Origin of the sequence: Rhodococcus sp. MSC1_016 (assembly GCF_023667485.2) — a bacterium.
Taxonomy (GTDB): Bacteria; Actinomycetota; Actinomycetes; order Mycobacteriales; family Mycobacteriaceae; genus Rhodococcus_F; species Rhodococcus_F oxybenzonivorans.
This window is the reverse complement of sequence record NZ_JAMOZI020000001.1, coordinates 28,755-42,902: the sequence shown is the minus strand read 5'-3', so window position 1 is coordinate 42,902 and position 14,148 is coordinate 28,755. Positions and strand designations below refer to the sequence as shown.

The 14,148-nt window shown below is 63.3% G+C and carries 13 protein-coding genes; 3 read left to right on the top strand and 10 right to left on the bottom strand.

What is annotated here, in order from left to right:
* Positions 1-60: 60 nt before the first annotated feature.
* Together L1080_RS00180 and L1080_RS00175 are read right to left on the bottom strand one after the other, a co-directional pair.
* Positions 61-954 (bottom strand): HpcH/HpaI aldolase/citrate lyase family protein, encoded by an 894-nt coding sequence (locus L1080_RS00180; protein WP_250772478.1) that lies wholly within the window; start codon positions 952-954, stop codon positions 61-63.
* 122 nt (positions 955-1,076) lie between these two features.
* The gene (locus L1080_RS00175; RefSeq protein ID WP_250772481.1) at positions 1,077-2,483 is read right to left on the bottom strand and encodes an MFS transporter; all 1,407 of its coding nucleotides are present in this window, start codon (positions 2,481-2,483) and stop codon (positions 1,077-1,079) included.
* Between the two features lie 251 nt (positions 2,484-2,734).
* Here L1080_RS00175 and L1080_RS00170 point away from each other — a divergent pair, with 251 nt between their 5' ends.
* The 3 genes from L1080_RS00170 to L1080_RS00160 all read left to right on the top strand — a co-directional run bounded on the left by L1080_RS00170 (position 2,735) and on the right by L1080_RS00160 (position 5,909).
* Positions 2,735-3,946: an acyl-CoA dehydrogenase family protein gene (locus L1080_RS00170; protein ID WP_250772483.1), complete on the top strand. Its 1,212-nt coding sequence runs from the start codon at positions 2,735-2,737 to the stop codon at positions 3,944-3,946.
* Between the two features lie 91 nt (positions 3,947-4,037).
* Positions 4,038-4,706, top strand: a complete 669-nt coding sequence (locus L1080_RS00165) for a TetR/AcrR family transcriptional regulator (protein ID WP_159924317.1) — start codon at positions 4,038-4,040, stop codon at positions 4,704-4,706.
* An 81-nt stretch (positions 4,707-4,787) separates the two neighbouring features.
* Entirely contained in the window at positions 4,788-5,909 is a 1,122-nt protein-coding gene (locus tag L1080_RS00160) for a CaiB/BaiF CoA transferase family protein (protein WP_250772485.1), read from the top strand.
* Positions 5,910-5,995: 86 nt separating this feature from the next.
* Here L1080_RS00160 and L1080_RS00155 read toward each other — a convergent pair whose 3' ends face one another.
* The 8 genes from L1080_RS00155 to L1080_RS00120 all read right to left on the bottom strand — a co-directional run bounded on the left by L1080_RS00155 (position 5,996) and on the right by L1080_RS00120 (position 14,116).
* On the bottom strand, positions 5,996-6,787 hold the full coding sequence (locus L1080_RS00155; RefSeq protein WP_250772488.1) for an enoyl-CoA hydratase/isomerase family protein: 792 nt from the start codon (positions 6,785-6,787) through the stop codon (positions 5,996-5,998).
* A gap of 200 nt (positions 6,788-6,987) precedes the next feature.
* Positions 6,988-7,752 (bottom strand): SDR family NAD(P)-dependent oxidoreductase, encoded by a 765-nt coding sequence (locus L1080_RS00150; protein ID WP_159924311.1) that lies wholly within the window; start codon positions 7,750-7,752, stop codon positions 6,988-6,990.
* Between the two features lie 119 nt (positions 7,753-7,871).
* On the bottom strand, positions 7,872-9,002 hold the full coding sequence (locus tag L1080_RS00145; protein WP_250772491.1) for a thiolase family protein: 1,131 nt from the start codon (positions 9,000-9,002) through the stop codon (positions 7,872-7,874).
* Positions 9,003-9,102: 100 nt separating this feature from the next.
* Positions 9,103-9,858 (bottom strand): SDR family NAD(P)-dependent oxidoreductase, encoded by a 756-nt coding sequence (locus L1080_RS00140; protein ID WP_250772493.1) that lies wholly within the window; start codon positions 9,856-9,858, stop codon positions 9,103-9,105.
* 37 nt (positions 9,859-9,895) lie between these two features.
* On the bottom strand, positions 9,896-10,678 hold the full coding sequence (locus L1080_RS00135) for a crotonase/enoyl-CoA hydratase family protein (RefSeq protein WP_250772495.1): 783 nt from the start codon (positions 10,676-10,678) through the stop codon (positions 9,896-9,898).
* A gap of 84 nt (positions 10,679-10,762) precedes the next feature.
* Positions 10,763-11,566 (bottom strand): amidohydrolase family protein, encoded by an 804-nt coding sequence (locus tag L1080_RS00130; protein ID WP_250772497.1) that lies wholly within the window; start codon positions 11,564-11,566, stop codon positions 10,763-10,765.
* Entirely contained in the window at positions 11,556-12,716 is a 1,161-nt protein-coding gene (locus L1080_RS00125; protein ID WP_250772500.1) for an acyl-CoA dehydrogenase family protein, read from the bottom strand. The genes L1080_RS00130 and L1080_RS00125 overlap by 11 nt, the downstream gene beginning before the upstream one ends.
* Positions 12,713-14,116 carry an aldehyde dehydrogenase family protein gene (locus L1080_RS00120; RefSeq protein WP_236603229.1) on the bottom strand — a complete coding sequence of 468 codons (1,404 nt, stop codon included), beginning with the start codon at positions 14,114-14,116 and terminating at the stop codon, positions 12,713-12,715. The genes L1080_RS00125 and L1080_RS00120 overlap by 4 nt, the downstream gene beginning before the upstream one ends.
* Positions 14,117-14,148 lie beyond the last annotated feature (32 nt).

The window sequence follows — 14,148 nt, the reverse complement described above, 5'->3', positions numbered from 1 at the left end:
CAGTAAGCGGGTCTTCGATTGCATCGAGGACCCGCTTACCGGTTTCGTTCGAGGCGCGCGTCAGGTGCGAGCGAGATCGAGATCGGTCAGCTCGTCGATCCGCGCTGCGAGAGTCAGAATTCGCTGCGCGTCCCTCACGTGCAAACTTTCGATCATTCTTCCGTCCACCGTGATGACGCTGTCTCCGGCAGCTCTGGCATTCTCGTAGGCCGAGACGACCGTACGAGCGTATTCGACCTCCTCTGGAGACGGTCCGAAAGCCGAGTTAGCGGGTCCGATCTGAGAAGGATGCACCACCGTCTTGCCATCGAAACCCATCTCCCGCCCCTGGCGAGCTTCGGCGATGAAGCCGTCCCCGTCTCCTATGTCATTGAAAACCCCATCCAAGATCACCCTTCCCGCCGATCGGGCACCCAGAACAGCCAAGGACAACGCCGTCATGACAGGCGCCCGTCCAGGACGCTGTAACGCGTGGAGATCATTGATCAAGTCGTTGGTACCGATAACCAGCACAGAGACACGATCGCTGGCCGCAGCGATCTCCTCGGCATGCAAGAAAGAACCGGGAGTCTCGATCATCAGCCAGAGGGTCGTCTGATTGTCGGCGCCTGCGGCCTCCAGCTCCCCCACAAGAGCGCGGACATCATCACCGGAACCGACCTTGGGCACCAGAACACCATCGGCACCAGATTGCGCGACTGCCGCCATATCGTCTTCGTGCCACTCGGTGCCGAGCCCGTTGACGCGGATCACCACCTCACGAGGTCGCAGCACGCCAGAGCGCACGATGTCGCACACTCTGTCGCGCGCGGCGGGTTTCGCATCGTCACCGACGGCGTCCTCGAGGTCGAGAATCACCACGTCAGCTGGCAGACCCGCGGCCTTCTCCAGGGCGCGTGAGTTGTTCCCCGGAACGTAGAGAGCGGAACGGCGGGGACGCGCTGCATCGGTCATCAACTGGCCTTCTTTCGCTTGGCTTGGCAACCGTCGTGCCAGAATTGTTGGTCGAATAACTAACTTTGTCAAACGCTGCTCGCCTGCGGGTTTATCGTCGCAGCGGTTGGATGTGCTCGGTCTTACCGATTACGGCTTCCCGAACCTGAGTTCTCCTCGGCCTCCACCAGGTCCGACTGTTCCAGCGCATCGGCAGGTGCCTGAATGCGTCGGCGGCTCGTTGCGACGGCCCCCACGACACCCATCCCGACCGCAGCAACGATCGCGGGGATCACGGCAAGCAGAAAAATCGTTCTAGCCGGCAACTGAGCCGCCAAAAGCGCTCCGCCTATCGACGGTCCGACCACCGATCCGACACGTCCGACCGCGGAGAGAAAGCCCATACCTGTCGCCCGCAACCAAGCGGGATAAACCTCGGTTGCCACCGCATTGACGCACATCTGAGTACCGATTGCGCACGCGCCCACGACGAACAGGGAGATCATCAGTACGACCAAGGAACCAAGCGACAGGGCAGTCACCACAATCGCGATACCGGCAACGAGAAAGGCAAGGCTCAGGACGCGGTAGGGAGACTTACTACGGTCGATCCGGGCGCCCAGAGCGACTCCACCGACCATCGCACCCAGGTTACAAATCGAAGATGCAAAGACGGCTTGCCCAGTCGAGAAACCAGCGTCTTTGAGGACGGACGGTATCCACGACATAAGGAAGAGAATCAAGAGCACCGCGCTGAAAAACACCACGCAGAGCAACAGCGTTACCGGCGCCAAATGCCGCGTGAAGAGCAATTTCATCGAAGGTTTGGTGCCTTCGCGCGAGAGTGGCACAGTCAGTGGTGCAGCGAAGGAACCAACGGCTCGCGCGTCCACCGATCGCAGGATCGATCGTGCCTGATCGTGCTTGCCCCTGAGCGTCAAGAACTGCACAGTTTCCGGGAGCCAACGCAGGAGGGCCGGGATCAGCAGAAGCGGAAACAATCCTCCGATGAGGAAAACGGACCGCCATCCTAGGGAGGGCATCACGGCACTGGCCAGCAGACCGCCGAGGAATCCACCCGCGGCACTGCTCGCACCGACGATCGTGACTACGGTAGCGCGTATCCGCTTCGGGGCGTACTCCGCGCCGTAGGCGTAACTATTCGGAATGACAGCCCCGAGCCCGATGCCAGCAAGGAATCGCAATGGAATTATCTGCTCGATACTTTGTGCGGCGACAGCACAGAGCGTCATCGCCCCGAAGATGGCAACTCCGGCAATCAGCAGCGGTCGTCGACCATAGTGATCTGCTCGCGGGGCCAAAAGTACAGCGCCAACGATCATTCCAAGGAGTGATGCGACTATCGCGGGCGTAAGACTCGCCGTAGTCGTACCCCATTCCTCAGCTATCGAAGGCGCAGTGATGGCCATGATGAGGGCATCGAAACCGTCGAAGAAAGATACCGCCATGATCATCGCGATCGCCCTGCGCTGCACGAAGGACAGCGGCGCGTTATCGATGATGTGCTGGGCATCCAGCGTGGGAGACATAGGCACGTGTTAGTCCTCTGGTGTCAGAGCGATGGGGGTTTCGGCAGGGCGCAGCCTCTTACGTCCGCCCGGAACCGTTCCGGAGCGTGTGCGGGCGTGGCGCGCATCACAGCAATCGTCAGCCAAGGAACTTTGGTTGTCAACCTACAAACTTCCCCCTCGCTGCGGCGCGGCCCAACACTTGCCGCACACCGGCACAACGGCTACCCTGCGATACATTGCTAGTTGACTAACTATGATTGGGGCTCTTCGTGAACCGTCCACTGGCCGATCCGCGACCGAGAATTCCGTTCGCCTACCGGACCGATGAGCGCGAAGCCATCCAGCAGATGGCCCGCGATTTCGCCATGCGCGAAGTCCTCCCGGTGGCGAACGAGCTCGATCCGAAGCACGGGCTGATCCCCGACTCGCTTCGTACCAAGATGGCGGATCTCGGGTTCTTCGGAGTCCTGATCCCGGAAGAACACGGCGGCCTTGGCCTCGGCGTCTTCGAGTACGCACTGATCACCGAAGAGCTTGCCCGCGCGTGGATGAGCGTGGCAAGCATCATCACGCGCTCAGGCGTCGCTTCTGCTCTGGACCCGACCCAGCGCGCGGAGATCCTCCCACGCGCAGCGCGGGGCGAATGGCTGGGTGCATTCGCGATGAGTGAGCCCGGTGCCGGGTCCGACATTGCGTCCATCCGCACCAGGGCCGACAAGGTCGAGGGTGGTTGGGTGATCAACGGACAGAAAATGTGGTGTACATTCGCCGACCAATCCGACGGGATCATCGTGGTCGCGCGGACCGAACCATACGACCCCGAGAACCGACACAAGGGTGTTCGCCGATTCATCGCGTACAAGAATCGAGGCGAGTTCCCGAAAGGTTGTACGGGCACGGCCGTCCGAAAGATCGGTTATCACGGCTGGCATACGTTCGAGTTGTCCTTCGATGATTGCTTCGTGCCGGACGACGCACTCCTAGGCCATGAGCAGGATCCGAAAAGCCCCGATCAAGGTTTCAAGCGCGTTGCCGCTGGAATGTTGACGCCACGCGTCCACACTGCTGCGCGCTCCATCGGGCTGGCACGTGGTGCGCTCGAGGACTCGATCAAATACGTACAGGAGCGAGAGCAGTTCGGACACTCCATCGGCGACTTCCAGGCGACCCGATTCAAAATTGCGAAAATGGCGACGGAGATCGAGACGTGCCGCGCGTTGATGTACGAAGTGGCCGCCGACATCGATGGCGGTGAGGCGTCCGATATGCGGGCCGCGATGGTGAAATATGCAGCAGCAGAGATGTCCGAACGGGTGACTTCGGAAGCCCTGCAGATTCATGGGGGCGCCGGGTACACCACGGACTTCCCGATCGAACGCTATTGGCGCGACGCACGTCTGACGAAAATATTCGAAGGCACCTCCGAAATCATGCAACGCCTGGTCTCCGATCGGCTTCTGCCTCCCACCCCCTTTCGATGACTGCCATAGCCTTAGGACACCGCCCTTGGCCAGCTGAACCAGGTCAACCCCAAACTCAGATTCTTTTTGGTCGACAAACTAGGATTGAGAGATGGAAGATCAGCCGACGCTCAACGGACATCAGGTACGGTCCGAACGTTCCACCCGTCTCCTCCTCCGGGCCGCAGCCGAACTCGTCGCCGAAGGCGGCTATCAGTCGATGACGCTTGCGACGGTCGGCGAGCGCGCCGGATACAGCCGCAGCCTCGCGACCGCTCGTTTCGGATCCAAGGCGAAACTACTCGAAGCTCTCGTCGAGGAGATCGTGGTGCGCTGGGACGTGGAAAAAGTCGAGCCGGAACTACACGACTTGACCGGCCTCGACGCGTTACGAGTGATGTTGACCGAGATCAAAAACTCGTACGAGAAGAGCCCTCGTTCGTTGAGTACCCTCTACGCCTTGATCTTCGAGGCCGTCGGCCCGGTTCCCGAACTACGGGACCGTTTCGTGGCTTTCCACAAAAATCAGCGATCTCGCGTCGCTACCTACATCAGAAGCGGCCTCGAGGATGGCTCGATTCGGGCCGGCATAGACCCTGATCAACAGGCCGCGATGGTAGTCACGCAGCTGCGAGGCGTCGGATACCTGTGGAAGCTGGACCCGGATGGCATCGACTCCGGCGCCGTCCTCACCGCGTTCATAGACCAAGTCGTCCGGAACCTCGCCGTCGCAGACAGGCCGACCGGGAGCGACCTTTACGACGCCCGTCTGCCCGCCTGAGGCCCCCGCAGGCGGAACCCAGTTTCACCACCCCTACTCGAGCCTGTGAGGTCGACGCCTGCAGGTGGATTGAGGTATGTCATGTCAGGACCTTTGGCAGGTATCAGGGTCATCGAATTGGCCAGCATCGGCCCCGGCCCGCATGCCGGCATGATCCTTGCGGATCTCGGCGCCGACGTAGTCCGAGTCGAACGTCGGGACGCGCCATTCGGCCTGGGGACCCAAGGCCGCAATGAGCAGTTGCGTGGACGACGCGTCATAGTTGCCGATCTCAAGTCCGGCGCTGACCGGACAACCGTTGTGGAGCTGGTGAAACAGGCCGATGTGCTCATCGAGGGATATCGGCCCGGCGTTGCCGAGCGGCTCGGCCTCGGGCCCGAGGAATGCCACGCGGTAAATCCTCGCCTCGTCTACGGACGGATGACCGGTTGGGGACAGGATGGTCCGCTCGCGAACCGGGCGGGACACGACATCAACTACCTGTCGATCGCAGGTATCCTCAACGCTGTGGGCCGCGCGGGACAACGGCCGGTACCGCCGCTGAACCTCATCGGCGATTACGGCGGCGGCTCGACATACCTCCTGATCGGCATTCTGGCTGCGCTGTGGGAGCGGGAACGATCAGGGAACGGCCAGGTCATCGACGCCGCGATGATCGACGGTGCCAGCAACCTCGCGCATATGCTGTGGTCGATGTACGGCGGAGGCGCCTGGAATATCAACCGTGGAGAGAACTTCCTCGACGGTGGCGCACCGTTCTATGACACCTACGAATGCGCGGACGGTGGTTACATGGCGGTCGGAGCCGTTGAGCCCCAGTTCTACCAACGACTGCTCGAAGGTACATCTTTGGCGGGAGAAGACCTGCCCGGCCAACACGACCGAGCCGGATGGCCTACGATCCGAGCCCGGTTGACCGAGGCCTTCCTCGCCGAACCGCGCCGCCACTGGGAGAACGTCTTCGGATCGGTCGACGCGTGCGTGACGCCCGTATTGTCTTTCGACGAGGCCAGCCGCCACGAGCACGTTGTCGCCCGCCGCATTGTCGAAAACATGGGTGGCATTGTCCAACCCACCCCGGCACCCCGGTTTTCCCGTACCGGGACGAGCACTCCGGAACGGCCTCCGAGTCACGCCGTCAGTGCCGATGACATTCTCGCGGACTGGAGTGCGGCGAGTGCGAACGAGCCCGACGTGTCCTGACGCGAACACGCTCGACCGGATCGCTGCGGACGTCAGAAACCCTCCACTCGAAGGAGTGGAGGGTTTCCGATTTCGGCTGCGCCCGATCAGCGTACGGCCCAACGGCCGGTGTATGCAGGAGGATCCGACTTGTCCAGGAACGCACGGAACGCGGCGGGCGCGTCCTCGGTAGCAAAGTTTACTGCCTGGGCAGCAGCTTCGTTGCGAAGTGCGGTCGGTAGATCGATTCCTACCCCTTCGTTGAGCAGTCTCTTCGTCTGCTCGAGGGCGATCGGGGGCATCGCCGACATCCGCTGCGCGAGAACGGCGACGAAATCGTCGAGGTCATCAGGCGGTCGTACCCAGGTCACCATCCCGAGGCGGTGCGCTTCGTCCGCATCGATGACCTCGGCGAGCAACGACAACCGTTTCGCCTGCTGGAGACCGACGACCCGCGGTAGCAGCCACGAGCCTCCGAAATCAAGTGAAAGTCCGCGGCGGACGAATATTTCGCTGAACCGAGCCCGGCTGGACGCAACTACGAAATCGCAGGCCAAGGCCATATTGCATCCGGCCCCTGCAGCCACCCCGTCCACTTTGGCGATCACGGGCATCGGAAGCTCGAAGAGCGCGAGCGCGACGTCTCCGATGCGCCGCAGACGAGGAATGGGATGCTCGTCGTGTTTGCTCTTGGCAACATCGGCGCCCGCGCAGAAGGCCCCGCCTGCACCTTGCAGGACGACCACCCGAGTATCGGCGTCGTTGCGCACGCTCCGAAGCATCTCCGCGAGCATTCGCCACATCGATTCGTCGACAGCGTTCTTCCGCTCCGGCCGGTTCAGCGTGATCGTTGTGACGCCCTGAGCGGAGGTGAGGACCACCGGATCGTGTGTGTTCATGATTGCACCTGTCTTCATCTGCCTTGGAACGATGGCGTTCGTCGCCGCTGACGGCGACGCGCGCACATCAGGGCCATGTCCATCCCGGGCGCCCACCACCGTTCACGGCGGCTACGACGCGCTCTCGGCGTGGGGACGATTCAACAGAATTGTCCCCACGCCGTCTTGAACGGTGTTCTCGAAATCAGCGATCTGCCGGCCTAGCGGGGTGCCATGCGAAGAGCACCGTCGAGACGGATTGTCTCGCCATTGAGGTAGGCGTTCTCCAGGATGTGGTTCGCAAGGTGGGCAAACTCGTCCGGTGTGCCGAGACGCTGCGGGTTCGGAACGCTGGCCGCCAGGCTCTGCCGGACGTCCTCGCGGAGCCGACCGAGGAGCGGCGTGTCCATGATGCCGGGCGCGATTGCGCAGACGCGGATCCCTTTGCTGGCCAGGTCGCGAGCGGCAGTGAGCGTCATGCCCACAATTCCCGCCTTGGATGCGGTGTACGGAATCTGCCCGATCTGGCCCTCGAATGCCGCCACGGAGGCGGTCATGATGATCGCGCCGCGTTCCCCGTCGATCGCCTCGTGCTTGGCCATGCGCGCCGCGCCGAGCCGCAGCGCGTTGAAGCTGCCGACCAGATTGAGCTTGATGACGAACTCGAAATCTTCGAGTGAGCCCGGGTTACCCTCCTTGTCGAGCAAGCGAAGCCTGCGGCCGGAGCCTGCGCAATGCACCAGACCCTTCAGTGGTCCCCATTGGTCCGCAGCGTCGAGGGCCTCGGCGAAGGACTTCTCATCGGTGACGTCACCCGGCGTGAAGATCGCGTTCTCACCGAGCTCTTTTGCCGCGGTGTCGCCGTTGGAACCGGGAAGGTCCACCAACGCGACCTTTGCGCCTGCGTCGACCAGACGCTGCGCCGTGGCCAGGCCGAGGCCCGACGCTCCGCCCGTCACCGCTATGACGGATCCTTTCACCTGCATGCTGTTCTCCTCCGTGAGTTTGTGGTGGGTGGCGCCGCAAGCGCTGCCCTTACATCTCGCCCTGTGCATCAGGGGCGAGTGGGATTGTCATCTGCCGCGAATTGCCGACCGGTAACGCGTCAGAGCAACTCGAGGATCGTCGCGTTAGCGAGACCGCCGGCTTCACACATCGTCTGCAGGCCATATCGAATTCCGTTGTCGCGCATGTGGTGCACGAGACGGGTCATCAGTATGGCCCCTGATCCGCCGAGAGGATGACCGACAGCGATGGCTCCGCCGAGTGGGTTCACACGGTCTTCCTTGGCTCCGGTCTCGGCGAGCCAGGCCAGCGGTACCGGTGCGAACGCCTCGTTGACCTCGAAAGCGCCGATCTCGTCGATCGAGAGTCCGGACTTCTTCAGTGCCAGCTCGGTGGCCCGAATGGGGCCGGTCAACATGATCACCGGGTCGTCGCCGGCCACCACCGCAGTGTGAATGCGGGCGAGGGGCTTCATTCCACTCGCCCGGGCGATCTCGGAGGTGGTCAGCAGCAGGGCGCCGGAACCGTCCGAGATTTGCGAAGCGTTGCCTGCCGAGACGACACCGTCGCTCTTGAACGGGGTAGGGAGCGTTGCCAGTTTCTCCAGCGTGCCACTCCGTCGCACGCCTTCGTCGGATTCCAAGCCACCGAGTGAGATCAGTTGGGAGTCGAATGCGCCGGCGTCGATGGCCTCGGCGGCCAGCCGATGAGACCGCAGCGAGTACTCGTCGAGTTCCGTGCGGGACATCCCCCACCGCTCGGCGATCATCTCGGCCCCGACTCCCTGGTTGAAACCTTCGACGCCGTACCGCTCGAGCAGGACAGCAGGTGCAGGCTGGCCTCCCTGCGCCGCGCTGCCCATCGGGACCCGGGTCATCGATTCCACGCCACCGGCCACGGCGAAGTCGTAGTGTCCCGCGATGACCCCGGCCGCCGCGAAACTGACTGCCTGCTGACTGGATCCGCATGCCCGGTTCACCGACGTCGCAGGGACGGTCTCGGGCCAGCCGGCCGCCAGTACCGCGTTCCTGCCGATGTTGCTGGCCTGCTCGGATACCTGACTCACGCACCCCCAGATCACGTCATCGACAGAAGCTGGATCGAGGCTGTTGCGCTCAGCCAATGCCTGCAGCACCGTGGCGGAGATGACGGCGGGGTGGATGTCCGCCAACGCTCCATTCCGCTTGCCGATCGGTGTGCGGACGGCATCGACGATCACCGCATCTCTCATATTCTTGCTCCCTGCTTGTCTTTGTCTGTCAACCAACAATTAAATAACCATGTATGGCGGTGACTCACGACAACACCCGCCTCTACTGCACAGCGAAGTGCTACTGCTTCGCTGTCTCGCCTCCATCGATGACGTACACGGCCCCGGACACGAACTGCGAAGCCGACGATGAGAGGTAGCAGACCAACGGCCCGATCTCGTCCGGCTCCGCCATTCGCCTGGCCGGAATCTTTCGCACTCGCTTGGCCAGGACGTCCGGGTTGCCGGTGACGAACGACTGGGCCTCGGTGGCAAAAGCTCCGGGCGCGATGGCATTGACCTGAATGTTGTGCCGAGCCCACTCGGCCGCAAGCGCCTTGGTCAGCTGAATTGCCGCACCCTTGGACGCCGAGTACGCGGCCAGCGTTGCCTTGCCGAGGATGCCCGAGGTCGACACGACGTTGATGATGCGGCCACCCTTCCCCCGCTCGACGAAGTGACGCCCGGCGGCCTGCGAGAGCACCGCAATGGAGGCGACGTTGACCTCCATGGTCTCGTCGAAGAGCGACATGTCCATCTCGAGAAAGTTTGCCGCGGGAGCGATACCCGCGTTGTTGACAACGGCGTCGAGACTTCCGAGTTGGTCCACGGCGACCGTGGCAAGCGCTGCGACCTGATCACGGTCGCGCATGTCGCACACGTGGGGACGGATGGTCCCAGCGAATTTCTCCGCTGCCAACTCTTTCAGGCTGGCTTCAGTCCTCGCCACAGCCAGGACATTCGCGCCTTCGGCAGCCAGCGCCCGTGCCGCGGCTCGTCCCAGGCCCTTACTCGCGCCGGTGACGATGACCCCGCGGTCGGTCAGGTTCAGGTCCATGTCGTCTTCCTCTCTCGTTCGGATACGCGGTGACGGCTCACGAGCCCGTCCATACCGGTGCACGCTTCTCGGTGAAGGCGAGCGCGCCCTCCTTTGCATCCGCCGAGGACCGCACCGGCGCAGTCAGCTCGGACTGCCGCTCGAATGCCTCACCCGCCGGCCAACCCGGACTGTCCTGCAAAATCCGCTTCGTCGCCGCCACAGCCAGTGGCCCGCAGGCGGCCACTTCGCCGGCGAGTTCGAGGGCAGCCTCAACCGCGGTACCCGGTGCCACCATCCTGTTGACCAGGCCGAGGCGCTCGGCTTCGCTCACCGAAATCTGCCTTCCGGTCAGCGACAGTTCCATCGCAAGGGCGTAGGGCAGACGCCCAGGCAGGCGCAGCAATCCGCCTCCGGCGGCAACGAGACCACGCTTGACTTCAGGCAGCGCGAAGAAGGCGTTCTCCGCGGCAACGATCATGTCGCAGGCGAGGACGATCTCGAAGCCACCCGCGACAGCGGGACCGTCGACCGCCGCGATGATGGGCTTGCGAGGCGGCTCCTGCGCAATACCGGCGAACCCGCGCCGCGGCGTGAGCGGTCGCTCGCCCCGCAGGAACGCTTTGAGGTCCATACCGGCGCAGAATGTGGGGCCGTTCGCGGCCAGGACCGCGACAGCGAGGTCGCGGCGGTCATCGAACTCGGTCAATGCCGCATCGATCGCTGTGGCCATTTCCAGATTGACCGCATTGCGTGCCGCAGGCCGGTTCAGCGTGATGGTACGCACGCCATTGTTGTCGGAAACGAGCAACGGTTGCTCGATGTCGGTGTCCGTTGTCACGGAAAGCTCCAGGAAGGTCGTGGGTGGAATCGAAATGGACGGGCCGCCGGACCGATAGTCAGGCGAAATACCGAACCAGTGGATCTATCCGGCTGCTGTCGGCGCGATCCGCAGCAGCCGCGCGAGGTTCCCGCCCAAGATCCCGCTCTCTTCCTCTGCGGTGAGGCCGAGTGCCTTGATGGCGGCGATTTCTGTTGCAGGGTCGGTCATCGGCCAGTCCGATCCGTAGACGACGCGATCGGCCCCGTGGCGGCGAATGATGTTTCTGATCCGCTCCTGGGGCAATGTCCCCATGCTCGGCGGCCACGATGTCTCGAGGTGGACATCCGTTCCGACCGACCACTGCTCGGCCTCATCGAGAACCTGGTAGCCGCCGTAGTGGGCGGCGATGAGACGCAGACCCTTGACCGCGGTCAACATCGCATGGAAGTCCTTCGGCGCCCCCCGCTCGTTTTGATGCGCGTCCCCGCCGGAACCGACGTGCGCGATGACCGGGATGTCGTTCTCGGCCAGTGCGGTGAGAATTTCACGGGTGCGGGAATCGGCGAAGGCCACGGACTGGAACAGTGGATGCAACTTCACCCCGACCACACCGTTGTCCCGCAGAGCGACGAGGTTTTCTTCCACGGACAGGTCGGGATGGACTGTGCCGAAGGGAACAAACCGCGAGCGGTCGACCTTTCCGACGAATTCATTAGTGCGCCAGACGTTTTTACCGACGTTGGCAACCGCGAGGGTCATCGCCATATCGATACCGGCGGCGTCCATCGTGCGCCGCAGTCCGTCCAGCGTGCCGTCGTGAACCGGATCCAAGCCAACAGGTCTGTCGGCGAGTACTTTACGAGCGATCTCGTCCGGCCACACGTGGCAGTGAGCATCAATGATCACTGGAATACTCCTTGATGAGTTTCTTCGACAGCGAATCGAGGAGAACCTCTGTTGCGCCTTCGTACACACGCATCGGGCGTGCTGCCCGGTAGAGACGTTCGATCCGAGACCCACGAATCAGGCCGAACCGACCCATGACCTGAACACTGCGGTCCACAACACGGCCGGCGACCTCGGTCGCGCCGATCTTGGCCATCGATGACAGGTGGAGACTGCCGGTGGGGTCGGAGGCAGCGGCGCGGGCAACCTGGTAAGTGAACGTGCGCGCCATCTCGATCTCGGTCCACGACATCGCCAGCATCTGAGGTACCGGACCGAGACGTGCCAATGGTGTGCCGAACTGTTGGCGACCGGTGGTGTGCCCGAGCGCGTCGTCGAGTGCCGCCTGAGCAGTACCGATGGCAGCACCGGCCACCGACACCCGGAAGGTGGCCAGCGTGGCGAGCACGAGCGCGAAACCTCTGCCGGGGACGCCGAGCCGATGCGAGCTCGGCACGCGGACCTCGTCGAACACGATGTCGCCCAACACGTGTGGAGCGATGATCTGATGGGGCCGGCTTGTCGTGACTCCCGGAGTATGGGCAGGCACTAACGCCAGGGAGTAGCCCACCCCGTCTGCAGTGTTCTCCTTGCCGAGCACACAGTAGTAACTCGCATCGCCCGCATTGGTGATGAAGCTTTTCGTGCCGTTCACGACGAGGTCGTCACCGTCGGCCGTGATCGTGGTGCTCAGCGCCTTGAGGTCTGATCCCACGTCCGGCTCGGTCAGTGCCAATGCGGCAATCGCGTCCATCTCGGCAACTCGCGGGAGCCAATACTCTTTCATCTCGTCGGAGCCGCCCACTGCGATGGCATAGCTCCCGATGCCTTGCATCGCGAAAAGCGAATCGAGGTGGCTCGAGGACGCCGCGAGTTGCTCACGCACGATTGTCACGGCGAGCGAGTCAGGGCTCTCGAAGTGGCCCCCGTACGCGGCCGGAACCTGCACCGCCGCCAAGCCGCTGTCCTTCAAGAGCTTGAGAATCTCGGTATCCACCGAATCGCTCTCGTCGGCGTGATCGGCGTGCGATAGACAGAGGTCGGCCAGGTCACGGGCGCGTTCCTGTAGGGCGACGTACTCCGCCTCCAGCGGCGGGAACTGAGCGCTCACAGCTTCACCACCACGAACCGGGTCTGCGTGTAATGCCGCAATGCCTCCATACCCTTCTCTCTTCCGTATCCACTGCTCTTGACGCCACCGAACGGACCCTCGACGAGACCCGCCAGCCAGTCGTTGACATAGACCTGGCCCGCCTCCAACTGAGACGCAACGCGGTGGGCCCGCGCGACATCGCCGGTCCATACCCCGGCGGCGAGTCCGAACTCCGAATCGTTCGCGATCGAAATGGCCTCGTCCTCGGTGTTGAACCGGAGGACGGCCAACACCGGCCCGAAGACTTCCTCGCGGGCAATCGCCATCGTGTTCGTCACGTCGGTGTAGACGGTCGGTTCGATCAGCCATCCCTCACCCGTCGCGGCACCACCGGCAGCCAGGGTCGCACCGTCTTCGCGGGCGACCTCGAAGTACGACTGCACCTTCTCGAATTGGTCTTGCGTGGTCATCTGGCCGTAGGACTCCCCCGGCCGCACCTTTTCGACCTCTTCGAGCACGAGAGCGACGAATTTTTCGTGAATCTCCTCGGCCACCAACAGACGGGTGCCGGCACTGCAGATCTGGCCGGCGTTCGCCGTGAACGCCCGTACTGCGCCCGCTGCAGCCTCGGGCAGATCCGCGTCGGCAAAGACGATGTTGGCCGATTTGCCGCCGAGTTCGAGTGTCAGGGGCAGTACTCGATCCGCGGCGATCCGCCCGATCTCCCGACCCGCTCGTAGCGAACCGGTGAAAGCCACCTTGCGGACGTCGCGGTGCTCGACCAGCGGCTGTCCCGCCCCCTGACCGGTGCCCGTCACGACGTTGAGCACGCCGTCCGGGAGACCTGCCGCGGTCGCGATACGAGCAAGTTCGAGCGTGGTCGCCGAGGTGAATTCCGACGGCTTGACCACCGCCACGTTGCCCGCCAGCAACGCGGGTGCCACTGCACGTGCCGCCTGATTGAGCGGTGCGTTCCACGGGGTGATCACCCCGATGACGCCGTACGGCTCGTGGGTCGTATACCCGTGCCTGCCCGGACCGAGATCGATCACCTCGCCTGACGGGATGTTGGCCAGCCCGGAGTAGAAATCGAAGTAGCTTGCTGCAGCGTCGATCTCACGCAGCGACTGGGCGGCAGGCTTTCCGGCCTCCTCGCCTTCGAGCTGGGCGAGCAACTCCCGCTCGGCCCGCAGGCCGTCGGCGATGTCGGCCATCACCCGTCCGCGTGCACCCGGCTTGAGAGACTTCCAGGCAGCGAAGGCGGCCGATGCGGACTCGACCGCCGCCTCGACGTCGGAACGGTCTCCTGCCGCGATTTCGGCAACAGTAGAACCCGTCCACGGTGACGTCGACGAAAGTCGCTCCCCACCGTCCGGGACGCGTTCGGCACCGCCAATCCAGTGGCCGTACTTCTTCACGAGATCACCTCCTGCTCGGTCGCCGTCGACCG

What these genes read in the sequence shown, in the direction of transcription:
- L1080_RS00160 (WP_250772485.1), top strand. Translation starts at nt 4,788, where the DNA reads ATGTCAGGACCTTTGGCAGGTATCAGGGTCATCGAATTGGCCAGCATC.
- L1080_RS00140 (WP_250772493.1), bottom strand. Translation starts at nt 9,858, where the DNA reads ATGGACCTGAACCTGACCGACCGCGGGGTCATCGTCACCGGCGCGAGT.
- L1080_RS00180 (WP_250772478.1), bottom strand. Translation starts at nt 954, where the DNA reads ATGACCGATGCAGCGCGTCCCCGCCGTTCCGCTCTCTACGTTCCGGGG.
- L1080_RS00175 (WP_250772481.1), bottom strand. Translation starts at nt 2,483, where the DNA reads ATGTCTCCCACGCTGGATGCCCAGCACATCATCGATAACGCGCCGCTG.
- L1080_RS00145 (WP_250772491.1), bottom strand. Translation starts at nt 9,002, where the DNA reads ATGAGAGATGCGGTGATCGTCGATGCCGTCCGCACACCGATCGGCAAG.
- L1080_RS00150 (WP_159924311.1), bottom strand. Translation starts at nt 7,752, where the DNA reads ATGCAGGTGAAAGGATCCGTCATAGCGGTGACGGGCGGAGCGTCGGGC.
- L1080_RS00165 (WP_159924317.1), top strand. Translation starts at nt 4,038, where the DNA reads ATGGAAGATCAGCCGACGCTCAACGGACATCAGGTACGGTCCGAACGT.
- L1080_RS00155 (WP_250772488.1), bottom strand. Translation starts at nt 6,787, where the DNA reads ATGAACACACACGATCCGGTGGTCCTCACCTCCGCTCAGGGCGTCACA.